Below are 25,717 nucleotides of genomic sequence, written 5' to 3' on the forward strand. Positions count from 1 at the left end.
TCCGTGCCGCCGAGCCGCCCGCGGTCAGCCGCGCGGCGCGTCCTTGCGGCGGATGTGGATCACCTTCTCGATCGTGGCGTGCACCTCGCCCGCACGGTCAACCAGATCCACGAGGTAGGTGCGATCGATGGTGGGCGTGGTGGCTAGCGCTTCGCGGATGGCGTCCAACTCGGATCCGTCCAGCGTGAAGCGGGCGTACAAGGTGTCGCGGCCGGGGCGGCGGAAGCGGATGGACGCCGCCTTGTCCCACACGGCGTAGGCGGGGCCCAGGTTCTTGATCAGCATCAGCATGTAGACGGGGTCCACCGCGCCGTACATGCTGCCGCCGAAGATGGTGCCCACGTAGTTGCGGGTGCGCCAGCTCAGGGGCAGGCGGATGCGGATCTCGCGAAAGTCGCTGGCGATGTACTCGATGCGCGCCCCTGTGCCGCGGTACGCCGGAAAGAAGTTGTATCCCCAGCGCAGCAGGCGGGTGTGGTTGGATTCAGGCATTCAGGGAGGGGGGAATGGAGCCGCTCGAGGGATACGCATGACGGCGCAGGGAGGGAAGCGCGGCCCTGTCGCTGCAATGAGATCAGATATTTTGCTAAAAGTTATACATAAGCGCCGCTTAGGTTGCAAAAAATCATCATTCTCGGCCTGATCGCAGTTTATGGTAGTAAAAAATCGTTCGGCGGTGAGTTGAGCAGGGCGCGGTGTGCTCGGAACCGGGAAGGCTGCACGGCCGAGGGAAGCGAGGCCTTTGCATCGGTGACCGCTGCCGCGCCCACGTTGGGAAGCACTCCGCGGTTAGATCCTTCGGCCCGCGAGGGGTGTGCTACGTGATCGTTTGGTGCGCCTGGGCCTCAGGATGACAGGGCCGTGAGGCGGGGCGAGCAGGCCGAAGTACCGCTGCTGCCACGACAGGGCGTTGGTCGCGCGCCCCTCGCCGGCATCTCGCCGCTGCCATGACAGGCCTTTGTCGCATGGTGCAGGGCAGCAAGTCGCGGCTGCCCGCCAAGATATGGTCGCGCGCCGCAGCCAAGGACTCCCCGCCGCAAGCCAGTCCGCGAAGGCGGACTTCGTGTGGTTGTTGCAGCGAATTTATTCGCCCGTGGGGAGTCTGGCCGTGCCTCAGCGAGCCGGCCCCGCCCCCGTCAACTCGTTCCGCAACCCACGGAGCAGGTCGGCCAGGATCAGTTGCGGGTTGACGTTGCCCGACGCGAGATCCTGCGCCTCCTGCACCTTCAGGATGGCTGAGGCCACGCCCCCTGCATGCAGCCCAGGGCGCGCCGCCCACTTGCGCAGCAGCGCCTCGTCGCCGCCGCTCGCGTACGCCAGCGCGTCGCCCGCCCCCGCCGCGATGGCCATCAGGTCGCGCAGCCAGAGCGCCAGCGCCTCCAGCCCAGCCGTGAAGTCGCCGCGGGCCCCTGCCGGGGCGACGGCGTTCGCCGCCGCGAACCGCGCGGCGTCGCTGTCAGCCAATGCGGCGGCGAGCAGCTCGCGGCCGGTCTCCCTCAGCTTCTGGTAGCTTCCCGCCCCGCCGCCGGAGGGCAGCATCCGCAGCGCGCGCCCGATGGCGCCCTCGCTGCTGACCGCCAGCGCCCGCGCCTCGGCCTCGGGCATCTTCACCTCGCGCGCCAGGTACGCCGCCACCTCGTCTACCGAAAGGCGCAGCAGGCGGATGGGAAGCACCCGCGAGCGGATGGTCGCCAGCAGGGCGCCGGGGTTGGACGAGGTGAGGACGAGCGTGGTGTCGGCCGGGGGCTCCTCCAGCAGCTTCAGGAAGGCGTTGGCGGCCTCGGGGCTGGACTCCTGCGGCACCATCGCCTCCGCGTCGCCGACGACGAACACTTTTCGCCGGCCCACGGCGGGCTTCATCCCGGCCAGCCGCTGAAGGTTCTGGATGGTGCCCATGAAGTACGCGGGCGCCTTTTCGTACTGGGGAACGTGCTGCGGGTTCTCGCGCCGGGCGACGAGCTCAACGCCGCGCGCCTCCTCGAGCTTGTCGCGCAGCTTTTCGGGGGTGGCCGCGTCGGGGCGGGGAAGGGGAAAGAACCAGTGGACGTCTGGGTGCTCCAGCCGGTCGATCATCCGGCAGTCGCGGCACTCGCCGCAGGGTGCGCCGTCCGCTCGCCGCTGCTCGCAGACCACCACCTGGGCCAGCCACATCGCCATCCGCTCCTTGCCGATCCCCGCGGGGCCGTGCACCAGGAGCGACTGCGACAGGTTGCCCGCGCGCGCGGCGGACGCCAGCATGGCGCGCGCGCGGACGTGTCCGTACACCGGCGGAAGAGGCATGGCGGCGGGCTAGCGGCGGCGGCGCAGCCAGGTGAGCGGGTCCACCGCGGAGCCGCCCGGCTCGCGGATCTGGAACTCCACGTGCGCCCCCTCCGGCGTTCCCTCGCCGCCCACGGTGCCCACCGTCTGCCCCTTGGTGATCTGCGCGCCGGGACGCACCATCACCTCGCGCAGGTACAGGTACAGCGAGTAGTAGCCGCCGCCGTGGCTGACGACCACGGTGGGGCCGTAGCCCTCGAAGGGCGCCGCCATCTCCACGGTGCCGCCCTCGATGGCGCGCACCGCCGTCCCCGGCGCCGCGCCGATGCCGATGCCGTTGTAGCGGATGGTGGTGCCGTTGGACTGCCGCGAGCGGCCGAAGCTGTACACCACCTGCCCGCTCACCGGCCAGTCCAGGTTCCCCAGGTCCGCCGTCGTCATGCTGGACGCCGCCGGCCGGCTGGGCGCGGCGGAGCCCGCCGGGCGCGTTGCGGCGGCGGCCGCCGCCCGGCGCTCCCCCTCGCGGCGGCGGCGCTCCAGCTCGGCGATCAGCCCCGTCATGCGGCGCTCGTCGCGGGCCAGCGTTTCCAGGCGCGATGTGGCGCGGCGCTGCGTGGTCCGCAGCGAGGTGAGCGTCTGCGTGCGGTCCGCGCGCATGTTGGTGAGCGCGGCGTTCTCCTGCTCGCGTGCGTTGTGCAGATACTGCATGTCGGCGAGCGACCGGCGCAGTTCCACCTCGCGCAGTTCCAGCTCGCGCGCCAAGTCGCCCACCTCGTCCACCAGCTGCCGGTCGCGGCGCGCAACGAGGTGAAGGTACTTGTAGCGGTTCAGCAGGTCGCCGAACGAGTGAGCCGAAAGCAGCACCTGGGCAGACTGGAGCGGGCCGCGCTTGTAGATCTCGCGCAGCCGGCGGTTGAGCATGTCCTTCTTGTTCGCCAACTCGGCCTGCGTAAGGATCATCTCGGCCGTCGTGCTGTCGATCTGCCGCTCCGTCTGCCCCAGCTGCGTGCTGATCTCCCGCAGCAGCGCCGCGGACATCTGCTGCTGCTGCTGGATGATGCGGATTTCGGCCGACACGCTTCCCACGCGCCCCTGGATCCCCTGCAGCTCGCGCCGCAGCCGCTGCCGCTCCGCGCGGATCTCCTGCAGTCGCCGCTGGCTTTCGCTGATCTGCCGCCCCGAATCCTGCGCGCCCGCCACCCAGGGCAGCGCGGCGGCGGCCAGGATCAACGCGAGCACTCCAGCGCGCAGGCGGCTCATATCAGACCTGCGACAGGTGGCGGCGTACGGCCACCAGGCTGGAAAGCAGCCCGAACATCGTGCCCACGATCACCACGGCGGCGACCCACTCCAGCGGCACCCACTCCACCCGGAACATGGTGTCGGAAAGCAGGCGGAAGGTGGCGTAGGTGAGTCCCGCCGCCAGCAGTCCGCCGAGGAGGCCGGAGATGATGCCCTCCAGCAGGAACGGGCGCTGGACGAAGCCGTCCGTGGCCCCCACCAGCCGCATGATTCCGATCTCCTCGCGGCGGGCGAAGACGGTGATGCGCACGGCCGTGGCGATGACGATGGCCGCCACCACGGCGAAGGCCCCGCCAATGACCATCGCCACGCCGGCGGCGATGCGGCGCAGGGTGAAGATCTGGTTCAGCCAGTCGCGCCCGTAGCGCACGTCCTCGACGAACGGGTACGCCTGGATGCGCTTCGCCACGCGCTCCACCTGCTCGGGGCCGCGGTTGCCGGGCTTCATCCGCACCTCCAGCGACGCGGGAAGCGGGTTCTGCTCCAGGTCGCTGAACACGTCCTTGAACTCTTCCATCTCGGCCATGGCCGTGGCCAGCGCTTCGGTGCGTGTGACGTACGTCACGCGTTCCACCTCGGGAAGCTTCCGCAGCTCCTGCTGGGCCAGGTCCAGCTGCCCGGCGGTCGTAGCGTCGGTCAGGTACGCGACGATCTCCACCTTTTCCTCCACCCGCTCGATGGCGCGGCGGATGTTGAACGCCGTCAGCCCGAACAGGCCGATGACGAACAGCGCGAAGGCGATGGCGACGACGGAGAGGCCGGTGAGCAGCGGAGTGCGGCGGAAGGCGGCGAGCGCCTCGCGAAGGGCGTAGGGCATGGGGTCAGGCCCTTCCCGCCTCGACCGACGCGGCGGCCGAGTCGTAGACGATGGCGCCCTGCGCCAGCTCCACCACGCGGTACTCGGGGTGCGCGCGCACCAGGTCCAGGTCGTGGGTGGCCATCAGGATGGTCATCCCCATGGAGTTGATCTCGCGGAACAGCTCGAACACGCCCTTGGCCGCCCACTCGTCCAGGTTGCCGGTGGGCTCGTCGGCCAGCAGCACCAGCGGCTCGTTGGCGAGCGCGCGGGCCACGGCCACGCGCTGCCGTTCGCCGCCCGACAGCTCGTCGGGAAACGCCTGCGCCTTGTGGCTGAGGCCCACCTGGGTGAGCAGCCGATTGACGCGGGGGGCGATCAGGGCGCGCTTGGTCCCCGTCACCTCCAGCGCAAAGGCCACGTTCTCCTCGGCGGTGCGGTCGCGCAGCAGGCGAAAGTCCTGGAAGACCACGCCCAGCTTGCGGCGCAGCTGGGGAATCTCGCGCCGGCGGATGAGGCGCGACGAAAAGCCCGACACGCGTACCTCTCCGGCGGAGGGCGTTTCGGCCATCTGCACGAGGCGCAGCACTGTGCTCTTGCCAGCGCCGGAGTGACCCGTCAGGAACACCAGCTCGCCCTTGTTGACGTTCAGCGTAACGTCGCGGAGGGCCGTGCCGGAGCGCGGGTATTCCTTGTAGACCGATGTTAGCCTGATCACGCGAGAAACTTCCGCGGGGGAGAACCGTGCAAGCGCGGGTGAGCACAGAATTTAGTCCGCGCTCCCCGGCCTGTCAAAGCGAACGGCGCCGGTGCGACGCCAGGCGGACGGCCAGGAGGATGGCTTCCTTCATGGACGAGGGGTCGGCGATGCCGCGGCCAGCGATGTCCAGCGCGGTGCCGTGGTCCGGCGAGGTGCGGGGAAAGGGAAGCCCCAGCGTCACGTTGACCCCCGCGCCGAACGCGGCCGTCTTGAACGCCGCCATCCCCACGTCGTGGTAGGGCGCCACCACCGCGTCGAACTCGCCGCGCACCGCACGCGTGAAGACCGTATCGGCGGGGACGGGACCAAACGCGTCCACCCCCGCCTCGCGCAGCCGCGCCAACGCGGGCGCCACGATCCGCTCTTCCTCGTCGCCGAACAGCCCGCCGTCGGAGGCGTGGGGATTCACGGCGCAGAGCGCGACGCGGGGAGACGGGATCCCCCACTGCTCGCGGAGCGCCGCGTGGGTCAGCGTCGCCTGGCGCACGAGCAGGTCCGCAGAGAGGGCGGCGGGGACGTCACGCAGGGCCAGGTGCGTCGTGGCCAGGATCACCCGCAGGGCGCCGCCCAGCGCGGTCCGCTCCGCGGCCATCATCATCACCACGTCGGGCACGCCGGCCAGGTCGCGCAGCATCTCGGTGTGCCCGGGAAAGTGCCATCCCCCGGCCCGGAAGGCGTTCTTTTCGATGGGCGCCGTCACCAGCGCATCCACCTCGCCCGCCAGCGCCATCCGCGTCCCGCGCTCGATGGCCGCCCCCGCGATCCGCCCCGCCGCCGCGGCCCCGTCCTCCGCCCGCCACTCGCCGACGCTCACGTCCTCCGCGGAGCGCAGGAGGGACGAGGGGCCCACGAGCACGAACTGGCCGAGCCCGGAGATCTCCGGGTCGGCCAGTGCACCCGCCGTCACCTCGGGCCCGATCCCGCGGGGATCGCCAAGGCTGATCGCAATGCGGGGACGATTCATTCCACTGCCTGTAGACCGTAGTGACCGTTGTTACCGCAGTGACCGTCGTTCAGAACGGCTCGTCCCGCACCTTTTCGTCCTGCAGCACGCGGTACAGGTCGCGCGCGGCCTTCTTGGAGACGTTCTTCCCCGGCAACTCCAGCAGCTCCACCTCCAGCAGCCGCGCGGGGTAGCGGATGGAGATGCGCTTTCCCGCGGTGACCGCGTCGGCGGGGCGGGCGCGCCGGCCGTCCAGCGAAACCGCACCCATCTCGCACGCCGCCTTGGCTTCGCTGCGGCTCTTCGTCAGGCAGAGCCGGTGCAGCAGAACGTCCACCCGCAGCGGCTCGGCCGTGCTCACGGGTTGCGGACGGCCACGTGCATGTCGCGGCGCAGCTCCTGGATCACGCGCTCGCTCATCCGCTGCTCCTGCAGCATCCCCCGGATCCGCTCGCGCTGGTCGGCCACGGTGTACTCGCCCTGCGTCTGCCGGCCGGTGACGCGCACCACGGCAAAGGCCGCGTTGGTGCCCACGTCGATGCGCACGGGGCCCACCACCGTCCCTGCCTGCGCGCCCTCCAGCGACGTCGCGTACCCCGGCGGAAGGCGGTCCAGCGGCACCTCACGCTGAAAGCGCGCCTCGTCGGGGGTGCGGTAGCGGGCGCCCAGCACCGCCATGTCGGCGCCGGCACGGACCGCCTCGGCCACGCTGTCGGCGCGCACGCGGGCGCGATCGACGTCGGCCTGCACGATGTTCGGGCGGATGAGGATGTGGCGCGCCTGCCGCTCGGGGCCGCGCACCTTGTCCAGGCGGATGATGTGGAAGCCGAACTCGGTTTCCACGGGGCCCACCGTCTGGCCCGGGCGCATGTTGAAGACGGCGTCGTTGAACTCGCGCACCATCTGCCCCTGGCGGAACCACCCCAGGTCGCCGCCGCGGGTGGAGCTTCCGTCCGCCGAGTAGCGGCGCGCCAGCACCTCGAAGTCGGTGCCCTCGGCCAGCTCCTTCTGCACCTGCGCCACCGTGGCCAGCGCCGCCGCGCGGGCCGAGTCGGAGGGCAGGGGACGCACGATCACCTGCTGAAAGCTCACCGCCGCCGGCCGCGTGCCGAACCGCTCGCGGTTCTGCTCGAAGAACGCGGCCACCTCGGCCTCGGACACCGGCGCGGGCGCCATCTCCTGGATGCGCTTGCGCAGGTACCGCTGCACGATGGTCTGGTCGCGGAACTGGGCCGAGAGCTCGGCGCGGTACGTCTCCGGCGTGCGGCCCGACTCGGCCAGCGCCTGCTGGAACGCCGCCGCGGAGCCGAAGCGCTCGGTGATCTCGGCGATCTGCTGGTCCACCGTCTGCGCCACCTCGGCGTCGCTCACCGCCTCTCCCGACTGGCGCGCGGCTTCCAGCACCAGCAGGTCGTTCACCCGCTCTTCCACGAGCTGGCGGACGAACTGGGCGTAGGCGGCCGGCTCCGAGGGCACGGTCTGCCCCGCGGCCCGCACGGCCTCGACGGCCAGCAGGATGTCGGAGCGAAGGAGGACGGTGTCGCCCACCACCGCGATCACGCCGTCCACCAGCTCTTCGCCGGGCTGCGGGGCTGCGGGCGCCACCTGCGCCAGTGCGGGCGCGGCGGCCAGGAACGTCGCGAGCAGGGCAAAGCGAATGCGCATGGGAATTCGAGGTCCAGACGAACGGATGACGTGCCGGGGGCCCCGGCAGCAGCGCGCGGCCGGAAGCGGAAACGCCCCGGCCGCACGGATTATATCCTGTTGACCCGCTTCAGGTTCCCGGACGGCGCGCCCGGGTGGGCGCGCCGCCGGTTCCCCGCGTGTGGCGGACGGCTACTGCTTCTGTCCCGGCGCGGGCTGCGTGGCGGGCGCCTGCCCGCCCTGCGGCTGCGGAGCCTGCGGCTGCGGCTGCGGCTGAGGGGCCTGTCCCGGCTGCGGCTGGCCCGGCTGAGGGGCCTGGCCGGGCTGCGGCTGGCCCGGCTGGCCCGGCATGCCCTCGGCGCCCGGGGGCATGCCGCCGGGGAAGCCCGGCTGCTGCTGCGGTGCCGGCTGCGAGGCGCGGATGGCCTTCATGCGGTCGGCCACCTTCTGGAAGCTCTCGCTGTTGATGTCGGCGCCGTACGCGTTGCGAAGCGCGTAGCCCAGCTTGTTCAGCGGCGGAAGCTGGCGCTGCCCGGCAACGGCCTGCTCCATCAGGTTGCGGACGGCCTCCTGGATGGCGCCGTTGCCGGCCTTGCCCTTGGGAAAGCGGCGGTTGGCCAGTCCCGACACCCGCAGGATCTCGCGGATGGCTTCGCGGGCCCCGGTGCGGATGGAGTCGGCGGCAGCGGGCGACAGGCGGAAGTTCTTCTGGCGCGCCTCGGCGGCCAGGAACTCCTTGAGGGCCTCCGTTTCCAGGAACTGCTTGACCTGCTCGGCGGGAGCGGTCTTCATCTGGTCGCGCCCGCCGCCCGGCACGCCCTGCATGGTCTCGGCGATCTCGGCGGCGGTCACCTCGCCGCCCTGGTACGACACCAGCTGGCGGCTGGCGGCGCGGCCGCGGAGGTTCAGGTTTTCCTGGCCCGCCAGCTCGCGGACGCTCTCCTCGGCCCCGGTCTGCACCACCACCTTGGCGGTCTTGCGCAGCGAGTCGATGTACGTGGTGAGCGCGCGCTGCTGCGCGGTGCCCTTCAGGTGCTGGCGCCAGCCTTCGCGGTTCTCGCCGATGGGCTGCTGCTTGCGGTCCTCGACCTTGATCACGTGGTAGCCGAACGGCGTTTCCACCACCGGGCTCACCTGGCCGGCCTGCAGCTTGAAGGCGGCCTCTTCGAACTGCGGCACCATGCGCCCGCGGCCGAACCAGTCCAGGTCGCCGCCGCGCTCCTTGCCGCCCGGCTCTTCCGTCGTTTCACGGGCCAGCGCGGCGAAGTCCTCGCCCCCGGCCGCGCGCACGCGGATGGCCTCGGCGCGCGCCCGCAGCTGCTCGCGCTGGGCGGGCGTGGCCTCGGCGGCGGGCTTCAGCAGGATGTGGCGCGCGCGCACCTCCACCCCGGGCCCTTCGCTGTTCCACAGCTGTTCCAGCTCGGCGTCGGTAAAGGAGGTGTCGGGCTTCACCTGGGCTTCCAGGTAGCGGTACACCACCTGCTCCTCCTGCTCCTCCTTCACGAAGTCGTCCAGGTCCAGCACCGAAAGGCTGGTGTCCTCGGCGGCCGCGGTGGCCAGCAGGGTGTAGTCCACCCACAGGTCCGCCAGCTGGCGAACCACCATCGGGTCGGTGGGAATCTGGGGGTTGGCCGCCAGGATCTGCGCCGCGTCTTCCACGCGCAGCTCCTTGCCGGCGGCCTTGGCCACCACGTCGGCTTCGGACTTCATGGCACCGCCGATGCCGCACGCCGCTACGGCGAGCGGAGCGGCCACGAGCGCCCAACGAGACAGCTTCATCAATCTTCTCCGGACCGGGTTGAGGGTAAAATCAGTGCGTAAGTGCGTTCGTGCGGGAGTGCGAAAGCACGGAAGCGCGACGGGCGGAACCCTTCGGCTCCGCGCTTCGCCCGATCCATACCCCCGTACCCCGATTTCGTCCCGCACTCCACGCTTCCGCACCGTCGCACTTCACTTCCGCACTCACGCACTTTCCCGTCACGCCGCCAGCGCGGGGTCGGCGGCCAGGTCGCGCAGGGCGGAGACCAGCGTGCCCATGATGGGCTCGGTGCCGTGGCGCGTCAGCGTCAGCGACAGCGGCAGGGCCCGGCGCACCTCCACGGCGAACTGCCAGGCCTGCAGGCTCCGCTGGAGCGACGCCATCCGCGGCACCATCCCCTGCCGGAAGTTGATGCGCACGTCCCACGGGCGAACCAGGATGCGCTCGATGCGCAGCCCGCCCCCCAGCAGCCGCAGCGCCGCCGTCCCCAGCATGGTCTCCACCTCGTCGGGAAGCGGGCCGTAGCGGTCGCGCAGCTCGCGGCGCAGGGCGTCGATCCCTTCCAGCTTCTCCTCGCGCGACAGGCGCCGGTAGAAGTGGAGCTTCTGCGCTTCGTCGGGGATGTAGCTGTCCGGGATCAGCGCCGTGCCATCCACCGACACCTCCGCCAGCGGGGCGGGGCCCGATGCGCCGCCGCCCTTCATCTGCCGGATGGTGTCTTCCAGCAGGCGCAGGTAGGTGTCGAGCCCCACGGCCGAGACGAACCCCGACTGCTGCTGCCCCAGGATGTTGCCAGCGCCGCGCAGCTCCAGGTCCTTGAGCGCGATGCGGTAGCCGCTTCCCAGCTCGGTGTAGTGCTCCAGCACCCGCAGCCGCTTCTCGGCGTCTTCCTGGATCTCGTCGGGGACGAGGAGATAGCAGTACGCGCGGTGGTGGCTGCGGCCCACCCGCCCGCGGATCTGGTACAGCTGGCTGAGGCCGAAGTAGTCCGCCCGGTTGACGATCAGCGTGTTCGCGCGGGGAACGTCGAGCCCCGCCTCGATGATGGCCGTGGCCACCAGCACGTCGGCCTCGCCCTCCAGGAAGCGGGTCATCACCTCCTCCAGCTCCTTCTCGCGCATCTGCCCGTGCGCCACCCCGATGCGCGCGTCCGACACCAGCCCCTGCACCTTCTGCGCGACGGCGCCGATCGTCTCCACCCGGTTGTGGACGAAGAACACCTGGCCTCCGCGGTCCAGTTCGCGCCGGATGGCGTCTTCCAGGATGGCGTCGGTCCACGGCAGCACGTGGGTGATCACCGGCTGCCGGTCGCGCGGCGGCGTCTGGATCAGCGTCATGTCGCGCAGCCCCAGCAGCGAAAAGTGCAGGGTGCGCGGGATGGGCGTGGCGGTGAGCGTCAGCACGTCCACGCTGCGGCGCAGGTGCTTCAGCATCTCCTTGTGCTTCACCCCGAAGCGCTGCTCCTCGTCGATCACCATCAGCCCGAGGTCGCGGAACTTCACGTCGGGCGAAAGCAGGCGATGGGTCCCGACGAGGATGTCGACCTCGCCCGCCTCCAGCTGCTGCAGCACCTTTGCCTGCTCCTTGGCGGTGCGAAAGCGCGACAGCGCCTCGATCTTCACCGGAAAGTCGGCCAGGCGCTCGCGGAAGGTGTGCAGGTGCTGCTCGGCCAGGATGGTCGTCGGGACGAGGACCGCCACCTGCTTCCCTTCCTGCACGGCCTTGAAGGCGCCGCGGATGGCGATCTCCGTCTTGCCGTAGCCCACGTCGCCGCAGATCAGGCGGTCCATCGGGCGCGGCGACTCCATGTCGCGCTTGACGTCCTCGGTGGCCTGGCGCTGGTCGGGGGTGTCCTCGAAGAGGAACGCCGACTCCATCTCGCGCTGCCAGCGGGTGTCGGGGGCAAAGGCGAACCCCTTCTCGGCCTGGCGGGCGGCGTACAATTCCAGCAGCTCGGCCGTCATCTCCTGGATGGCCTTGCGCGTCTTCTGCTTGGCCCGAGACCAGTCCTTGCCGCCGATCCGGTGCACCTTGGGGGGCGGGGCCTCGTTGTCCTCGGCCACCCAGCGCTCGATCAGGTCTACCCGGTGCACCGGCACGCGCAGCAGCTCGCCGCCCGAGTACTCGATGACCAGCGTCTCGAACTCCTCCTCGCCCAGGCGAACCCGCTCCATCCGCCGGAACTGCCCCACGCCGTGGTCCATGTGCACCACGTAGTCGCCCGGCTTGAGCGCCGCCACGCTTTCCAGCGCGGCCCCGCCCCGGAAGCGCCTGCGGCGGCGGATGCGGCGCGAGCGGCGGAAGATCTCGTGGTCCGTCAGCACCCGCAGCGCGGGGACGGCGTCGGCCAGCACGAACCCGCCCGACATGGAGCCGATGGCCAGCTCCGTCCACCGCGCCACCTTCAATTCGTCCAGCAGCTCCTGCAGCCGCTCCAGCTGCCCCTGGTTGTCGCACAGCACCAGCGTACGGTCGCCCGCGCCCGCCGCCTGCTTGAGCACCTCGCCCAGCCGCCCCATGTCGCGGTCGATGGCGGGCGGCGGCAGCGCGCGGAAGCGGGCGAAGCGCTGCACGGGGAGCGTGCCCGCGTCTTCCACGAACAGCTGCGGAAAGGTGCCCAGCCGCCGCTCGGCCACGGCCGGCGGCATGAACAGCCGCTCGGGCTGCTCGGGCCGGGTGCCGCGCCGCGCCTCTGACTCGTGAAGGCGCACCACCTCCGTCCACGTGCGCTCCAGCTCCTGCCGGGTGCCGCCGCCGTGCAGGTGCACCACCAGCGTGTCCTCGGGCAGGTAGTCCAGCAGCGTCCGCCGTTCGCCCTCCGCCGCGAGCCGGGGAGCGCCTTCGACGGACGGCGCTTCGGCGGGCTTCAGGTCTACCGGAAGCAGCTGGATGTGGGGAACCGCGCGAACGGACAGCTGCGACAGGATGTCGAAGAAGCGGATGGACTCCACCTCGTCGCCCAGGAACTCGATGCGTGCCGGCTCGGGCGCGCCGAAGCCGAAGACGTCGACGATGCCGCCCCGCAGCGCGTACTGCCCCACTTCCTCGACGGTGGCCACGCGCTCGAAGCCCATCTCCTCCAGCCGCGCCGAGAGCGCGCCGATCTTCACCGTCTCGCCCGCGCGCACCTCCAGCCGCAGGTCGCGAAGCCCCTCCACCGCGGGCGACAATTCCTGCATGGCCCGCGCGGTGGTCACCATCACCCGCGCCCGTCCGCTGAGCAGCGCCTCCAGCGCCTCCACCCGCGTGCCGCCGATCTCCAGGTGCGGCTCGCCCTCCTCGTACGGCAGCGACTCGCGCTGCGGGTACAGGAAGACGGAGGCCTCACCCAGCAGCGCCTCCAGGTCCGAGGTGGCCATCTCGGCGTCTTCGGGCCCGCCGCCCACCACCAGCCACATGCGCTCGGGGCGCGCGCGGTGAAGCCCGGCCACCAGCAGCAGCGGCGCCGACCCCGCCAGTCCCGACGCGACCACCGTTTCGCCCGCGCGGGGCAGGCCGGCGGCCAGCTCGCGGAACGCGGGGACGGTCTGGACCGAGTCGATGAGCAGGGGGTGCGGCACAGCCTTTCGTGTTGCCGAAAATCCCGGCGCCGGCGCGCCCCAGGGGCGTCCGGCGGGGAAAAGAAGCCCAGCGCCTGCGCGGCGCCGGATCGCGGCACAAACCGCTAAGCTACCGCCCTTGGCGGAGCGGCGTCAACCGGGCGGCGGCCCCGGAAGCACGGAAGGGCCGCGGCGCCAAGCCGCGGCCCTTCCGTCAGGCGCGACCCGTGGATTACAGGGTCGACTTGAACAGCAGCCGGTTGGGCGTGCCGCTGACGTTGCCGGTGATCACGTTGGTCGTGGCGTTGTTGATCAGCCAGGTGCGGATGGTGGAGTACCCGGCGTCGCCGTAGGTGCCCTTGTACAGCGCGCCCACGCCCGCCACGTGCGGCGAGGCCATCGAGGTGCCGCTGATGGTGTTGGTCTGCGTGTCGCTCTGGTACCAGGCCGAGGTGATGCTGCTCCCCGGCGCGTACAGCTCCACGCAGCTCCCCCAGTTGCTGAACGACGACTTGGCGTCGGTGCTGGTGGACGAAGCCACGGTGGTCACGGTGCTGGCGCGGGCCGGCGAGGTGGTGCAGGCATCCACGTTGGAGTTGCCCGCCGCCACGGCCACGAACACGCCGGCGTTCGACAGGCGGTTCACCGCGTCGTCGGTCGCCTGGCTGGCGCCGCCGCCCAGCGACAGGTTGGCCACGGCCGGCTTGATGTGGTTGGCCGTCACCCAGTCGATGCCGGCGATGATGGTGCTGTTGGCGCTGCCGCCCGAGCAGGTGAACACCTTGACGGCGCGGATCATCACGGCCTTGGCGATGCCGTACGTCTTGCCGCCCACCGTGCCGGCCACGTGCGTTCCGTGCCCGTTGCAGTCCGAGGCGTTGCCGTCGCCGGTGGCGTTGTAGTTGTTCTGGGCGCGGGTGGTGCCGTCGGTCTTGCGGAACTCGGCGTGCGTGGCGCGCACGCCCGTGTCGATGATGTACGCCCGGACGTTGGAGGCCGTGTTGGTGTAATTGTAGGTGCCCGAGAGCGGACGCGCACGCTGGTCGGTGCGGTCGATGCCCCAGGTGGCGCCCGACTGCGTGGTCGAAAGCGTGGCCACCTGGTCCTCTTCCACGAAGTCCACCGAGGGGTGGCTGCGCAGCGCGTTCAGCTGCCCGGCGTTCAGCTCGGCGGAAAAGCCGGTGAGCGCGGCGGAGTACACGTGCTGCGGGGTCACCCCGGCCACGGCGGCGACGGCGCGGGCATCGGACCCTTCCTTGAGCACCACGATGTACGATCCCTCGATCCCGCGGCCATTGGCGGCAAAGTGCACGGGGGCATTGCGGGCCGCCACGGGCTCGGTCGCCTGGTCCGAGCAGGCGGCCAGCGCGGCCATGCCAAGGAGCAGCGAGGTGTTGCGGAGCTTCATGTGCGTTCTCCAACCGGGGTGGAAAGCGCCGCCACGGGGTGTGGCGGTGGGGGACTGCGAAGCGGTGCACCGGGCGGCGTTCCCCTCGCCATGGGGATGGCGCGGAGGCGATCGCGAGGGATATTCACGAGGTCCGTGTGGCGCTCCAGAAGGCACGAGGCGCGCCAGTCCTGGCAGTCGTTCCAAGCCGTTGCGGCGGATGGATTTGCGAAATTTCGCCCGGACGCGGTGGTGGTGAAGATCGGTGCGGACGCCACTCGGGACGCACCAAAACGGTGCTGGGGCGGGCGAGGGCGCCGGCTGAAACACCGGGATTTCCTCTGATCGATGGACGGGCCGCGGGGGATCGGCCGGTACGGCTGAGCGCCGCCTCACCGTCCCCTGCGTGAGAACGCCCGTCCACGCACGGGGACGGGCAGAGAGCACGGCGAGGGGACGACGTGGTTGATTCCCCGCACCATTCCTTGCATCTTCCGAGTGTGTCCCCCCGGAACGGCGCTTGCCCGCCGTGTGGGCGGAACCCCGCTCGGACCCGGAGACCCACTCATGATCAAGACGATCCTTTCCTCGGTGGGGCTTGCCCTCGCCGTGCTCGCCCCCGTGGCGGCGGCCGCCGAGGCCGCCCCGGCGCTGCTGATGCCCACCCCCGCCGTCGCCGCCGCGTCGCTGCAGCAGGGCGGCGTTCGCGTGTGGGTGGAAGGCCACCGCGACTTCTATAGCGAAAACGACCGCATGCGCGTGATGGTGCGGCCGGACCACGATGGCTACCTGGCCGTCTTCCACATCGACACCAACGGCGACCTCGACGTGCTGTACCCGCGGTCGTCCAACGACGACGGCTACGTGCGCGGCGGGCGTGCACTGCGGGTGAGCTCGCGCGGCGGGTGGGACTACCTGCGCGTGCGCGGCGGCCCGGGGATGGGCTACGTGTTCGCCGTGACTCTCGACGAGCCGCTGGAGCTGTGGCGCATCCGCGACCTGTACGCGCCGCGCCTGGCCCGCTGGGACAACAGCCGCTCCGTGTATGGAGACCCGTTCTACGCCATGGACGAAGTGGTGCGCGCCATCGTTCCCGAGGGGGCGCAGGGATACGAGTCGGTGGACTACTACACCTACCACGTGGGCCGGCGCTATTCGCACCCGCGGTACGCCTGCTACGACGGCTACGGCGACTGGTACGGCAGCCGCTCGTCGTACTACGATTCGTGCGGCCGCGTGCGCTCGTTGCTGGGCTACAACCAGTACTATTATGATACGCGGTACTGGCGCGGAAACCGGCGCGTGTACTACGACCGCTACTACGGCGGCGCGCGCCGCGTGCCCCGGCCCATGCACGGGTACAAGGAGCGCACCGACAGCTACGCGCCGCCGGTTGCGTCGGGGCGCCAGCCGAGGCCCCGCACCTCGCAGCCGGGCGGGCAGGCCTCCACGCCCCCCGCGTCGGGACGCGACAGCCGCCCGGTAGCCACGGGCGGACGTGAGGCACAGCGCGGGGACCAGGGCAGCGCCCGCCGTCCGGAGCCGCGGGTGGCCGCGCCCCGCCGTGGCGATGACGACGCCCCGGGCGGCGCCGCGCCCGCGCAGCGCGAGCCACAGCAGGAAAGGCCGCGCCAGCAGGGGCGGCCCGTGGCGCCGGAGCGCGACCGGCCCACGTTCCAGCGCCGCCCGTCCACGGACGGCCGTGCGGAGCCTCGGCGCGAGGCGCCCCGCCGGGAGGAGCCCCGGCGCGAGCGGACGGAGCCCAGCCGCGAGCGGGCCCCGGAGCGGCAGTCGGAGCCCCGCCGCGAGCCGCCGGCGCGTGTCGAGCGCTCCGAGCCGCCGGCGCGCGCCGAGCGCTCCGAGCCGCCGGCGCGCGCCGAGCGCCCGGAGCCGCGGTCCGGCGGCAGTGAAGGCAGTTCGTCGCGCTCTTCGGAAGGCTCACCCCGCGTGCGTCCTTCCGTGGAGCCGTGACGCGGGGCGGGCCGTCCGGCTCGCTCCGGTGAACCATTCGGAGCGAGCCCCATGACCCGACCCACGTACGCCGTTCTTTCCGCCGCGCTGGCACTTGCTGCCTGCGCGGCGCCCGTTTCTCCCCCCGCGTCCGCGCCGGCCCCGGCGCCGGTCTCGATTCCGCTTTCGGCCTCCGGACTCACGGCGGAGCAAGCCGCGGCCACCATCACCCCGCAGGACGTCTACGCCCGCATCGAGTTCCTGGCGTCGGACCGCATGCGCGGGCGCAACACACCGAGCCCCGAGCTGGAGATTGCGGCCTCGTACCTGGTCAACCAATACAAGCTGTGGGGGCTGCAGCCGGGCGGGGAGAACGACACCTTCTACCAGTGGTGGCCCTTCCGCGGCCGGGGCGCGGCGGCGGGCACCGCCGGGGTGCCGGTGCCCAACGTGGTCGCCGTGCTGCCGGGAAGCGATCCCGCGCTGCGCAACGAGTACGTGGTGCTCTCCGCCCACATGGACCACGTGGGCGTGGGCCGCCCGGTGAACGGCGACAGCATCTACAACGGGGCCGACGACGACGCCAGCGGCACCACGGGGCTGCTGGAGGTGGCCGAGGCTTTCGCGCGCATGGGCGTGCGCCCGCGCCGCAGCATCGTGTTCCTGCACGTGAGCGGCGAGGAGAAGGGGCTGCTGGGCTCCGCCTGGTACGCGGAGCACCCCACGGTGCCGCTGGCGCAGACGGTGGCGAACGTGAACGTCGACATGATCGGCCGCAACGACCCCGGGATGGTGGTGGTCATCGGCAAGAAGTACTCGAGCCTGGGCCCGCTGGCGGACCGTGTAGGGGCCGCGCGCCCCGACCTGCGGCTGCGCCTGTCCGACGACCTCTGGCCCGAGGAGCGCTTCTTCTTCCGCTCCGACCACTTCCACTTCGCCCGCAAGGAAGTGCCGGCCATCTTCTTCTTCAGCGGCGTGCACCCGGACTACCACCAGCCCTCGGACGAGGTGGAGACGATCGACACCGACAAGGCGGCGCGCATCGCCCGGATGGTGTTCTACGTGGTGATGGAGATCGCCAACGACCCCGAGCGGCCCAGGTGGGATCCGGCGGGGCTGGAAGAAGTCCGGCGCATGCGGCGGTAGAGATCAGGATCGCGCACAACGAGCAAGGCCGGCGGCTCCACGAGGGAGCCGCCGGCCTCTTTCACATCTGGAGCGTGCCGATCAGTAGCAGAAACGCTGCGATGCCGGGGCCACGGTCACCTGGCCCGGCTTGCGGATCTGGTTGCTGAACTGCGTGTTGGCGATCATGGCCTTTTTCTGGTACGCCTGCATCTGCCCGATCTGCTGGTGGCGCGTGGCGGACACGTTCAGGCGGCTGGCCCCGTCGGCCATCGGGTCCATGGCGTTCATCCCGCAGCCGTTGCTCAGGCTGAGCCCGGCGCACCCGGACGCGCCGAGGGTCACCAACAGGGCGAGCGCGGGGGCGGCGATCCGGCGTGTGATCATCATGCGGCTCCTCCGAGGATGCGTGGGTTCCTGGTCGGGCGGACGGGCCTGCAAGGTGCCGGCCACGCAGGGACAACGCGCGAAGGTCAGGCTTCCTGACGCGCGGGGTGCTGCAGCCGGTGCCGTGAGCCGTCGGGGAGGGTGCGCAGGTGCCCGAACGGCGCATCGGGGAGCGGAAAGAAGTTGTCGGCCATCTCGCGCAGCAGCGCGGGGTTTTCCCACGCGCCGTCGCGCATGGCCATCCGCCGCACCTGCTTGCTCAGCGTCAGGTTGCGCTCGCCGATGGGGTCCATCGACGCGCACAGGGCCTCGCCCCGGCGCGAGAGGTAGTCCACCACGTAGTCGAACGAGCGCTCCAGGTATCCGTGCACCGCCCCGTCCGTCAAATCCCACCGCGAGCGGGCCACCATCGTCCCGAACACCGTCTGCCAGCGGTCGTTGTCCTGAAAGCGGATCATCCCGCGGAACAGCCGGCGGTTGGTGCGGAAGGAGAAGAGCGTGGCGCTCAGCACCTGGTCAAACAGGGCGTCGGCCTCGCTGTGGTCGTGCTCCATCACTACGTGCCGCGCCAGGGTGCGGTAGCGCTCCGGCAGGTGCGTGTCCATCCGGGCTTCCCAGTAGCCGTGCCCCAGCCCCTTGGTGGACGAGGTCAGCAGCAGCTGGCGCGGGACGAAGTAGTTGTGGGCGATGGTGTCGGCGGCCAAGTGCGCCAGGTAGCCCAGCCCCATGGCCTTCAGCCGGTCCGTGGGCGCGCTCGCCTGGATCTCCTCGCCGATGTGCCAGTGGTGGCAGTGGCGCCCCTCGGGAACGTACTTCTTGGCGAGGGAGATGTCGGCCGCCAGTGAGCCGTACAGGAAGTCGTACGGGTACGCGGCGACCAGCACGCGCACGGCCTGCGGCACCAAGTGGAGGGAATCGAGCAGCGCGCTTCCCAGGTACACGTGCGTGGCCGGGCCCCAGGCCCACGCCGCGGCGGGGAAGAGCGCGATGGCGGCCAGGGCCGCGCAGGCGGCCCACGCGAGCCGGCGGCGCACGGTCAGGTGTCCACCCCGGCCGCCGGGGCGGGCGGCTGCCCCGCGTCGAGCCCCATCGACCGCAGCTCCTCTCGCGCCTCGTCCAGGATGCGCTGCACCTCGGCGCGGAACTCGGCCAGCAGCTCGCGGCCGGTGGCGATCACCTCGCGCGTCATCTCCTGCGTCGCGTCGGCCCCCATTCCCGCCGCGGCCCCCAGCCCCGCCGCGGCCACGTCGCCGCCCTCCAGCCGCACGGACCGGATGCGGCTGCGGCGGGCCAGCTTGCGCCCGCTCCGCGGCTTCAGGCGCTTCGCCAGCCGCTTGCGCGGGTTGGGGCGCGCCGGGCGCAGCAGCAAAATGGCCCCCGCGCCCAGCGCCGTGCCGATGGCGAACGCGGTAAGGAAGTCGCTGGTGTCGTTGCTGGCCATCGTGGCTTCTCGTCGGGTCAGTCGAGGATGGTGCACCGGCGCGCCCGCGGGGCGGCGTCGTCCACCGTGTCGTCGTCCATCGCGCCGTCGCGCCGCTGCATCCGCGCGAACGCACCCGCACCCGCTTGCACGCCCCGGACCGCGGAGGCCGTGCGGATGAAGATGTCCTCCGCCTCGGCCTGCACCACGTCCATCAGCGCGTTCAGCTCCGCCAGCCGCTTGGCCGCCGCGTCGGCCGCGTGCTGCACCCGGTCGCTGGTGCTCTTCACTGTCTTGCTGACGGCCTCCACGTCCTGCCGCACGGCCAGGCTCACGTATTCCACGTTGGCCGCGGCGGCTTCCAGGTGCTTGCGGACGGGGGCCAGGTCGCCGCGAAAGCGTTTGGCCATCCCGCGCACCTTGAGCGCCACCGCGATCACCGCGAAACCCACGACGATGATGGCGAGGGCGATGACGATGGTGGCCACGTCGGCCATCACGTCGACCACGCGCTCGAAGCCGCTGGCTTGGATGGCGAGAAGCGGGGGCTGGATCACGGGCATCATTCGAAAAGGTCGGTGCCGAGGGTGCGGCTTCCCAGCTTGGGCACGAGGAACGGGTCGCGCCGCCACGCCGCGCCGCCACGGATCGCAAGGCGCACCCGCTCGCGTACGGCCGGGGGCAGCGCTTGATCCCAGCCCAGCGAATCGCGGCGGTCCACCAGCCGGCGCAGCGCCGCGTCCAGCGTCTCGATGCCGCCGGCCTCATCCGCCATCGACCGCAGCTCGGCGGAGGCGGACCAGGCGGCGCCCAGCGCCAGCACGTCCGCCGCCCACAGGTCGCCCAGCGGCAGCAGCGGCTCGGGAGGCAGCGGGCCGCCCATCATCAGCTCGGTCTTGCTGGCGGGATGCGCGGGCAGCGCGTCCGTCAGCCGTGCGCGCATGCGGCGAAGTTCGTCGTCCACCCGATCGCGCGGAACGCCGGGCCAGGCAGGCAAGAGCGGTTCCACCTCCGCGGCCGTGACGGTGACGCGCACCACGGCCGCCTCTCCCAGCCCATGAGCCAGCAGGCGCGCCGCGAGATCCGCCTGCTCGCTCCCGTCGTCCAGCAGGGCGATGCGCGACAATCCGCGGTCCGCCAGCGCCTGCCGGGCCACCGCGCCGACGATCTCCGCGACCCGGATCCAGCGTGCCTCGCTCATCGGTCGGCGAGGACGCGGGCCAGCTCGCGCGCCATCAGGTGCGGATCGTCGTCGCGGGCGTGGGCGTATGGGCGGCGCGCGGCGGCGACGGCGTCGATCGTGAGGTCGACCGTGATGCGGTCTTCGGCCAGGTCGTCCGCCCGGGCGATCACCGCACCGTCCGGACCCACGATCATCGATCCCCCCGCGAAGCAGAGGGGACCCTCCACCCCGACGCGGTTGGCGAGGACCACGTAGACGCCGTACGCGATGGCCGCGGCGCGCGCCAGGTGCTCCCACGCATCCCAGCTGGCGAAGCGCCCGCCGTTGACGCCGCCGTCCCACGAGCCGCGGCCGGCCGCGGCGGACTGGACCACGAGGAGGTTGGCGCCATGCGTCGCCAGCAGCCAGGCCAGCCCCGGGTGCCACAGGTCTTCGCACACCAGCAGCCCCACCCGCCATCCGCCACCCGCGTCGTACGCGCGGACGTGCTGCCCCGCGCCGAACCAGCGGGCCTCGTCGAACATGCCGTACGTGGGCAGGTACACCTTGCGATGCCGGTGCAGCACGGTGCCGCCGCGCAGGTGCAGCATTCCGTTGTACGGAACGAACGCCGCGTCCCGCTCGATGGCCCCCACCACCACGTCGGGGCCATCGGCCAGGGCGGGGAAGGGATGCGGCGACTCCACCACGGCCAGGGAGTGCACCGCATCGCGCACGTCGTACCCGGTTACCGACAGCTCGGGGGTCACCACCAGGTGCACGCCGTCCGCCGCCGCGTCCGCCTGCGCCCGGGCGATGCGGCCCAGGTTGGTGCCGGGATCCGCCAGCGCGGGGGCGAACTGCTCGATGCGCAGCCGCAGCGTTCCGCCGAACGCCGTCATCCGCCCGAGAGTTCCGGCTTCAGGCCCACCACGCGGGTGACCGGAACGGTAAAGGCGATGCCGCGTGCCGGCTCGTCGAAGCTGCCGCACACCTCCTGCAGCAGGCGCAGGGCGCGATCCACCTTGTCGTCATCCTCGATGACGCTGAACAGCGTCTGGTTGCGCGGGCGCGTGCGGTCGGCGAACGCCTCCAACCCCGCGAAGATGGGCACCTCCGACGAAAGCAGGCGGCCCATCCCCTCGCTGCTGATGACGGTGGCGCCCGTGACGCCGATCTCCATGAACCCGGACAGCACCTCTTCCAGCTTTTCTTCCTGGTTCACCACGGCGATCAGCAGGTGCACGGGCGGCCTCGCGTACGGTGCGGAAAAGGGGCGGCGGTCCCGGCAATTGTACGCCGCGCGCAGGGGCGGGTCAAGCAACGGCGGGGGCGGATTCGGGTCCTCCACGGACGTCCGCGGAGGGCGCCTGTGACGTGCCTGCTACGTGCCACGACGCGCACGATCCTTGCGCCTGTGCGCGTCCTGATCGCCATCCTGGACGCCGACGGCCTTCCACCGGGGAAGGCCGGAAGCGTTTTTTTCTGAAATCTCGATCTCTCGGAGACGCGAGTGCCCAAGTTCATCGTCCACGGCGGCAAGCGCCTGCAGGGAACCGTTCGGCCCAACGGCAACAAGAACGCGGCGCTGCCCATGCTGGCGGCCACCCTCCTCACCGACGAGGAGGTCATCCTGGAGAACGTTCCGCGCATCAAGGACGTGCTTACCCTGATGGACCTGCTGCGGGTGCTGGGCGCCGAGGCCGAGTGGACGGGCGACAACGAGGTGCGCGTACGCGCCGTGAACATCGGCAACACGCAGCTGGACGCGGGCGCCGCGGCGCGCATCCGCGCCAGCATCCTGCTCGCGGGCCCCATGCTGGCCCGCGCGGGCGGCATGCAGCTTCCCCCGCCGGGCGGCGACGTCATCGGCCGCCGCCGCGTGGACACGCACTTCTTCGCCCTGCAGAAGCTGGGCGCCGAGGTGGTGGAGGAGAACGACGTCTGGCGGCTCCAGTCCAGCGGGCTGAAAGGCGTCAACATGTTCCTGGACGAGCCCAGCGTGACGGCGACGGAGAACGCGGTGATGGCCGCCTCGCTGGCTGACGGCGAAACGGTCATCCGCAACGCCGCCGCCGAGCCGCACGTCCAGGACCTGTGCCACATGCTGGTGAAGATGGGATGCGAGATCGAGGGCATCGGCACGGGCACGCTGCGCATCCAGGGCAAGAAGCGCCTGGGCGGGTGCCGCACGCGTATCACCGCCGACCACATCGAGGTGGGCTCGTTCATCGGCCTGGCGGCGGTGACGCGCGGCGAGATCACCATCTCGGACGCGGCCCCCGAGCACCTGGACAGCACCCTGAACGGCTTCCGCCGCCTGGGCGTGAAGGTGGAGGTGCGCGGCCAGGACCTGTTCATCCCCGGCGACCAGGATCCCGAGGTGCAGCTGGACATGGGCGGCCACATCCCCAAGGTGGACGACGGCCCGTGGCCCGCGTTTCCGGCGGACCTGACCTCCATTGCGCTGGTGACGGCCACGCAGGTGAGGGGCACCATCCTCATCCACGAGAAGATGTTCGAGTCGCGGATGTTCTTCGCCGACAAGCTGGTGGGGATGGGCGCCAAGCTGGTGCTGTGCGATCCGCACCGGGTGCTGGTGATCGGCCCCAGCCAGCTTCACGGCGCCATCGTCGAAAGCCCCGACATCCGCGCCGGCATGGGGCTGCTGATCGCCGCGCTGGGTGCCGAGGGGCGCAGCGAGATCTTCAACGTCGGTCAAATCGAGCGCGGCTACGAGCGCATCGACGAGCGCCTTCGCGCGCTGGGCGCCGACATCCGCCGCGCCGACTCGCGCGGCGACGTGGACGACGCGCGCGAAGCGATCGAACGCGCCGGCAGGCACTGATGGAGGGGGACGGGATGGACGAGCAGAGGCGCAGGCCGGGGATCGGCGAGGGGATCCGCTCCGGCATCGGCATGCTGACGGCGTTCAAGGAGGCCATCGAGGAAAGCATCCGCGAGGCCTCGGAACGCGGCGACCTGAAGCCCGAGCGCGCGCGGCAGTTCCTGAACGACGCCATGGAGCGCGCGCAGGACGCCGTGGGCGACGTCCGCGAGCGGCTGGACTTCGTGCCGCGCAAGGAGTTCGACGAGCTCCGGGCGCAGGTGGAGGAGCTTCGCCGCCGGCTGGACGCGTACCCGAGCGGGCCCGGCGGCGGGTCGTCGACGCTGGTGCTGCCGCCCGTCTCCGGGTTCGGGGGCACCACCGCCGCCGAGCCGCCGTCGTCGGAGCGCACCGGGGGCGAGGGGCCCACCGAGGCGCGGATGGCGTAGGTGGCGGCTTCCGTGGACGTGCGCGTCGTCGCCGAGGAGCTCGTTCCCGGTGACGTGCCGCTGTGGGTGCATCCGGAGTGGCGCCCACGGTTTCCCTGGCTGGTGCAGGGCACCACGGGGCGGGGAAGCGCGGAGGAGCCGTTCGACCTGGGCCTGTCGAGCGCGCAGCCCGTGGGCACGGTGCTCGGGCGGTGGCGGAAGCTGCTGGAGGCCACGGGGATGGAGACGGTGGCGCACGCCCGCCAGGTGCATGCGGCGGACCTGTGGATTCACCGCGAGGCCGGCGCGCCGGGGATCGTGGTGATGGACGGCTTCGACGGGCACGTCACCGACCGCCGCGGGCTGCTGGTGACGGCCAGCGTGGCCGACTGCGTTCCCGTGTTCGTGGTGGACCCCGCCTCGTTCGTGGTGGCGATGGTCCACTCGGGATGGCGGGGAACGGCGGCCGGCATCGTGGAGCGCGCCGTAAACCGCGTGGTGGAAAGCTGGCAGTCGGACCCGGCGCGGCTGTACGTGCACTGCGGCCCGGCCATCTGCGGAGAATGCTACGAGGTGGGCGCCGAGGTGCACGCGGGCGTCCGTCCCGACGCCGATCCTCCCGCGGGACCGACCTGCATCAACCTGCGCGCGGCCATCGCGGAGCGCGTCATGGCCATGGGCGTGCCGGCCGCGCACGTGACCGTGTCCGCGCACTGCACCCGCTGCGGCGAGCCCAACTTCTTTTCGCACCGTGGCGGGTCGCCCGCTCGGCAGATGGGCGTCCTTGGCATGCGCGCCCTCGACTGACACCGCTGCGCCTCACGCAGAGCCGCCAAGACGCAACACGGCGTGACTATCTCACTCGTCGCCCTTGGCCAGTAGCCGCTGCAGGTAGAGCTCCGGCGCATTCAGGAAGGCACGGGTCAGCGCGACGTGCTCGAGGTCCGCATATGCTACCTCGGTGACCGGCGCGGAGTCGAAGCTCAAAATTTTCGCGCCAGGGAATGAGAGCAGGATCGGAGAGTGCGTCGCGATGATGAACTGCGCACCCTGATCGACTGCATCGGCCAGAAGGCGGATCAGCGAGAGTTGACGCTGCGGAGAGAGCGGGGCTTCCGGTTCGTCGAGGAGATACAGGCCCTTGCTCCGAGTCCGTTGCCCAAACACGTCAAGGAAGCTCTCGCCATGCGAGCGGCTGTCGTAGCGTCCGATGAACTCGACCGCTGCGGACTCGTCGGGGTGTTCCCCCGAGCGCCAATCGTCGGTGCGATCAGGGGGTGGAGCGTCGAGCCCGAGTTCCGCTCTCTCCCGCCGGATCCGTGCGTCATCCCGAGCCTGGCGGCGCAGGTACCCGAAGAAATCCTCCGCACGTAGAAAGAACCCCCGGCTGCTCCGCGCCGACCAGGTGAGTCGCAAATGGCTGGCGAGTGCGCGCTGTGGCGCGAGCGTGGTGTCTAGCTCCGGGTGCTCCGACCCCAATCCGCGAATACCGGCTGCGATCGCGATCGCCTCCAAAAGAGTTGATTTTCCCGTCCCGTTCTCCCCCACGAAGAACGTCACGCGATCCGCCATTTCGAGCACGGGAAGCGTGCGAACGGCAGCTATTGTGAACGGGAACCCGACATTGGAGATGGCGGAGGTCCTGAGAGTGACAGTGCGAAGAGACATGGCTACAGGATGACGTAAGTCGCGCCGAGAAGCAACAAGGCTTCTCGACGCGCGAACTGCGGAATCCGCTGACCCTTACCCCTTCACCTAACTGCCAGGACGGCCGCGGGCCCGACCGACGGCGGGAAGCCAGATTCGGACGGCACGGACGCGCCCTACGCCGGGGAACATGCGCAACGGTACGTGGCGCACGTCGCTCACCACCCGCTCCGCCCACGGCAAGTTCGCCGGTTCCGCTGCCCGCCCCTGTTGCCGCCGCATCCGGAAGGTGCCTGGTTGAGTAGCGGTATCGCCCTGCGCCGACCGCGAGGTCAGCAGGGTACGAACAGCGTTGGAGAGGTGCGACGCGTCGGCACTCTGG

General features: G+C 71.2%; 24 protein-coding genes. 5 read left to right on the plus strand and 19 right to left on the minus strand.

Features of this window, described 5'->3' with window-relative positions; genetic code table 11:
* Nucleotides 1-24: 24 nt before the first annotated feature.
* The 11 genes from VF632_RS22430 to VF632_RS22480 all read right to left on the minus strand — a co-directional run bounded on the left by VF632_RS22430 (nt 25) and on the right by VF632_RS22480 (nt 14,410).
* A complete protein-coding gene (locus VF632_RS22430) occupies nt 25-492 on the minus strand; it encodes a DUF4442 domain-containing protein (protein WP_331025165.1) in 468 nt (155 codons plus the stop codon).
* Between the two features lie 621 nt (nt 493-1,113).
* The gene (locus VF632_RS22435) at nt 1,114-2,280 is read right to left on the minus strand and encodes a hypothetical protein (RefSeq protein WP_331025166.1); all 1,167 of its coding nucleotides are present in this window, start codon (nt 2,278-2,280) and stop codon (nt 1,114-1,116) included.
* A 9-nt stretch (nt 2,281-2,289) separates the two neighbouring features.
* Nucleotides 2,290-3,519, minus strand: a complete 1,230-nt coding sequence (locus tag VF632_RS22440; RefSeq protein ID WP_331025167.1) for a murein hydrolase activator EnvC family protein — start codon at nt 3,517-3,519, stop codon at nt 2,290-2,292.
* A gap of 1 nt (nt 3,520) precedes the next feature.
* Nucleotides 3,521-4,378, minus strand: coding sequence for a cell division protein FtsX (locus tag VF632_RS22445; protein ID WP_331025168.1), 858 nt, complete (start codon nt 4,376-4,378; stop codon nt 3,521-3,523).
* A gap of 4 nt (nt 4,379-4,382) precedes the next feature.
* Nucleotides 4,383-5,075, minus strand: a complete 693-nt coding sequence (gene ftsE / locus VF632_RS22450; RefSeq protein WP_331025169.1) for a cell division ATP-binding protein FtsE — start codon at nt 5,073-5,075, stop codon at nt 4,383-4,385.
* A 73-nt stretch (nt 5,076-5,148) separates the two neighbouring features.
* On the minus strand, nt 5,149-6,081 hold the full coding sequence (pdxA, locus tag VF632_RS22455; RefSeq protein WP_331025170.1) for a 4-hydroxythreonine-4-phosphate dehydrogenase PdxA: 933 nt from the start codon (nt 6,079-6,081) through the stop codon (nt 5,149-5,151).
* 49 nt (nt 6,082-6,130) lie between these two features.
* Nucleotides 6,131-6,421, minus strand: coding sequence for a S4 domain-containing protein (locus tag VF632_RS22460; RefSeq protein ID WP_331025171.1), 291 nt, complete (start codon nt 6,419-6,421; stop codon nt 6,131-6,133).
* The gene (locus tag VF632_RS22465) at nt 6,418-7,725 is read right to left on the minus strand and encodes a peptidylprolyl isomerase (RefSeq protein WP_331025172.1); all 1,308 of its coding nucleotides are present in this window, start codon (nt 7,723-7,725) and stop codon (nt 6,418-6,420) included. The genes VF632_RS22460 and VF632_RS22465 overlap by 4 nt, the downstream gene beginning before the upstream one ends.
* Before the next feature lie 171 nt (nt 7,726-7,896).
* Entirely contained in the window at nt 7,897-9,483 is a 1,587-nt protein-coding gene (locus VF632_RS22470) for a peptidylprolyl isomerase (protein ID WP_331025173.1), read from the minus strand.
* A 198-nt stretch (nt 9,484-9,681) separates the two neighbouring features.
* Nucleotides 9,682-13,023 carry a transcription-repair coupling factor gene (gene mfd, locus VF632_RS22475; RefSeq protein WP_331025174.1) on the minus strand — a complete coding sequence of 1,114 codons (3,342 nt, stop codon included), beginning with the start codon at nt 13,021-13,023 and terminating at the stop codon, nt 9,682-9,684.
* A gap of 211 nt (nt 13,024-13,234) precedes the next feature.
* Nucleotides 13,235-14,410 (minus strand): S8 family peptidase, encoded by a 1,176-nt coding sequence (locus VF632_RS22480; protein WP_331025175.1) that lies wholly within the window; start codon nt 14,408-14,410, stop codon nt 13,235-13,237.
* Between the two features lie 546 nt (nt 14,411-14,956).
* Here VF632_RS22480 and VF632_RS22485 point away from each other — a divergent pair.
* Both VF632_RS22485 and VF632_RS22490 read left to right on the plus strand, forming a co-directional pair.
* Nucleotides 14,957-16,360 (plus strand): DUF4384 domain-containing protein, encoded by a 1,404-nt coding sequence (locus VF632_RS22485; RefSeq protein WP_331025176.1) that lies wholly within the window; start codon nt 14,957-14,959, stop codon nt 16,358-16,360.
* A gap of 51 nt (nt 16,361-16,411) precedes the next feature.
* On the plus strand, nt 16,412-17,485 hold the full coding sequence (locus VF632_RS22490; protein WP_331025177.1) for a M28 family metallopeptidase: 1,074 nt from the start codon (nt 16,412-16,414) through the stop codon (nt 17,483-17,485).
* Nucleotides 17,486-17,566: 81 nt separating this feature from the next.
* Here VF632_RS22490 and VF632_RS22495 read toward each other — a convergent pair whose 3' ends face one another.
* The 7 genes from VF632_RS22495 to VF632_RS22525 form a co-directional block, all read right to left on the minus strand.
* Nucleotides 17,567-17,854 (minus strand): hypothetical protein, encoded by a 288-nt coding sequence (locus VF632_RS22495; protein ID WP_331025178.1) that lies wholly within the window; start codon nt 17,852-17,854, stop codon nt 17,567-17,569.
* Nucleotides 17,855-17,937: 83 nt separating this feature from the next.
* Complete coding sequence (locus VF632_RS22500; RefSeq protein ID WP_331025179.1) at nt 17,938-18,885, minus strand: zinc dependent phospholipase C family protein; 948 nt, start codon at nt 18,883-18,885, stop codon at nt 17,938-17,940.
* A 2-nt stretch (nt 18,886-18,887) separates the two neighbouring features.
* Nucleotides 18,888-19,292: a hypothetical protein gene (locus tag VF632_RS22505; protein ID WP_331025180.1), complete on the minus strand. Its 405-nt coding sequence runs from the start codon at nt 19,290-19,292 to the stop codon at nt 18,888-18,890.
* A gap of 17 nt (nt 19,293-19,309) precedes the next feature.
* Nucleotides 19,310-19,837, minus strand: coding sequence for a hypothetical protein (locus VF632_RS22510; protein WP_331025181.1), 528 nt, complete (start codon nt 19,835-19,837; stop codon nt 19,310-19,312).
* Nucleotides 19,834-20,472 (minus strand): hypothetical protein, encoded by a 639-nt coding sequence (locus VF632_RS22515; RefSeq protein ID WP_331025182.1) that lies wholly within the window; start codon nt 20,470-20,472, stop codon nt 19,834-19,836. The genes VF632_RS22510 and VF632_RS22515 overlap by 4 nt, the downstream gene beginning before the upstream one ends.
* Nucleotides 20,469-21,335: a nitrilase-related carbon-nitrogen hydrolase gene (locus VF632_RS22520; protein WP_331025183.1), complete on the minus strand. Its 867-nt coding sequence runs from the start codon at nt 21,333-21,335 to the stop codon at nt 20,469-20,471. Before VF632_RS22520 ends, VF632_RS22515 begins: the two co-directional genes overlap by 4 nt.
* A complete protein-coding gene (locus VF632_RS22525) occupies nt 21,332-21,679 on the minus strand; it encodes a P-II family nitrogen regulator (RefSeq protein ID WP_331025184.1) in 348 nt (115 codons plus the stop codon). Before VF632_RS22525 ends, VF632_RS22520 begins: the two co-directional genes overlap by 4 nt.
* 267 nt (nt 21,680-21,946) lie before the next feature.
* Between VF632_RS22525 and murA the strand changes: the two genes are divergently transcribed.
* From murA to VF632_RS22540, 3 genes are read left to right on the plus strand one after another with little or no spacing between them, the layout of a single operon-like run.
* Entirely contained in the window at nt 21,947-23,281 is a 1,335-nt protein-coding gene (murA, locus tag VF632_RS22530; protein WP_331025185.1) for a UDP-N-acetylglucosamine 1-carboxyvinyltransferase, read from the plus strand.
* A 14-nt stretch (nt 23,282-23,295) separates the two neighbouring features.
* Complete coding sequence (locus tag VF632_RS22535; RefSeq protein WP_331025186.1) at nt 23,296-23,709, plus strand: hypothetical protein; 414 nt, start codon at nt 23,296-23,298, stop codon at nt 23,707-23,709.
* Complete coding sequence (locus tag VF632_RS22540; protein ID WP_331025187.1) at nt 23,710-24,495, plus strand: polyphenol oxidase family protein; 786 nt, start codon at nt 23,710-23,712, stop codon at nt 24,493-24,495.
* 51 nt (nt 24,496-24,546) lie between these two features.
* Here the strand turns inward: VF632_RS22540 and VF632_RS22545 are convergent, their stop codons facing one another.
* Complete coding sequence (locus VF632_RS22545; protein WP_331025249.1) at nt 24,547-25,260, minus strand: AAA family ATPase; 714 nt, start codon at nt 25,258-25,260, stop codon at nt 24,547-24,549.
* Nucleotides 25,261-25,717: the final 457 nt, after the last annotated feature.

The sequence above is a fragment of the Longimicrobium sp. genome, assembly GCF_036388275.1.
Classification (GTDB): Bacteria; Gemmatimonadota; Gemmatimonadetes; order Longimicrobiales; family Longimicrobiaceae; genus Longimicrobium.

Coding starts and splice junctions, on each gene's coding strand:
- VF632_RS22430 (WP_331025165.1), bottom strand. CDS start 492: ATGCCTGAATCCAACCACACCCGCCTGCTGCGCTGGGGATACAACTTC.
- VF632_RS22435 (WP_331025166.1), bottom strand. CDS start 2,280: ATGCCTCTTCCGCCGGTGTACGGACACGTCCGCGCGCGCGCCATGCTG.
- VF632_RS22440 (WP_331025167.1), bottom strand. CDS start 3,519: ATGAGCCGCCTGCGCGCTGGAGTGCTCGCGTTGATCCTGGCCGCCGCC.
- VF632_RS22445 (WP_331025168.1), bottom strand. CDS start 4,378: ATGCCCTACGCCCTTCGCGAGGCGCTCGCCGCCTTCCGCCGCACTCCG.
- pdxA (WP_331025170.1), bottom strand. CDS start 6,081: ATGAATCGTCCCCGCATTGCGATCAGCCTTGGCGATCCCCGCGGGATC.
- VF632_RS22465 (WP_331025172.1), bottom strand. CDS start 7,725: ATGCGCATTCGCTTTGCCCTGCTCGCGACGTTCCTGGCCGCCGCGCCC.
- VF632_RS22470 (WP_331025173.1), bottom strand. CDS start 9,483: ATGAAGCTGTCTCGTTGGGCGCTCGTGGCCGCTCCGCTCGCCGTAGCG.
- VF632_RS22480 (WP_331025175.1), bottom strand. CDS start 14,410: ATGAAGCTCCGCAACACCTCGCTGCTCCTTGGCATGGCCGCGCTGGCC.
- VF632_RS22485 (WP_331025176.1), top strand. CDS start 14,957: ATGATCAAGACGATCCTTTCCTCGGTGGGGCTTGCCCTCGCCGTGCTC.
- VF632_RS22490 (WP_331025177.1), top strand. CDS start 16,412: ATGACCCGACCCACGTACGCCGTTCTTTCCGCCGCGCTGGCACTTGCT.
- VF632_RS22495 (WP_331025178.1), bottom strand. CDS start 17,854: ATGATGATCACACGCCGGATCGCCGCCCCCGCGCTCGCCCTGTTGGTG.
- VF632_RS22505 (WP_331025180.1), bottom strand. CDS start 19,292: ATGGCCAGCAACGACACCAGCGACTTCCTTACCGCGTTCGCCATCGGC.
- VF632_RS22510 (WP_331025181.1), bottom strand. CDS start 19,837: ATGATGCCCGTGATCCAGCCCCCGCTTCTCGCCATCCAAGCCAGCGGC.
- VF632_RS22515 (WP_331025182.1), bottom strand. CDS start 20,472: ATGAGCGAGGCACGCTGGATCCGGGTCGCGGAGATCGTCGGCGCGGTG.
- VF632_RS22520 (WP_331025183.1), bottom strand. CDS start 21,335: ATGACGGCGTTCGGCGGAACGCTGCGGCTGCGCATCGAGCAGTTCGCC.
- VF632_RS22535 (WP_331025186.1), top strand. CDS start 23,296: ATGGACGAGCAGAGGCGCAGGCCGGGGATCGGCGAGGGGATCCGCTCC.
- VF632_RS22545 (WP_331025249.1), bottom strand. CDS start 25,260: ATGGCGGATCGCGTGACGTTCTTCGTGGGGGAGAACGGGACGGGAAAA.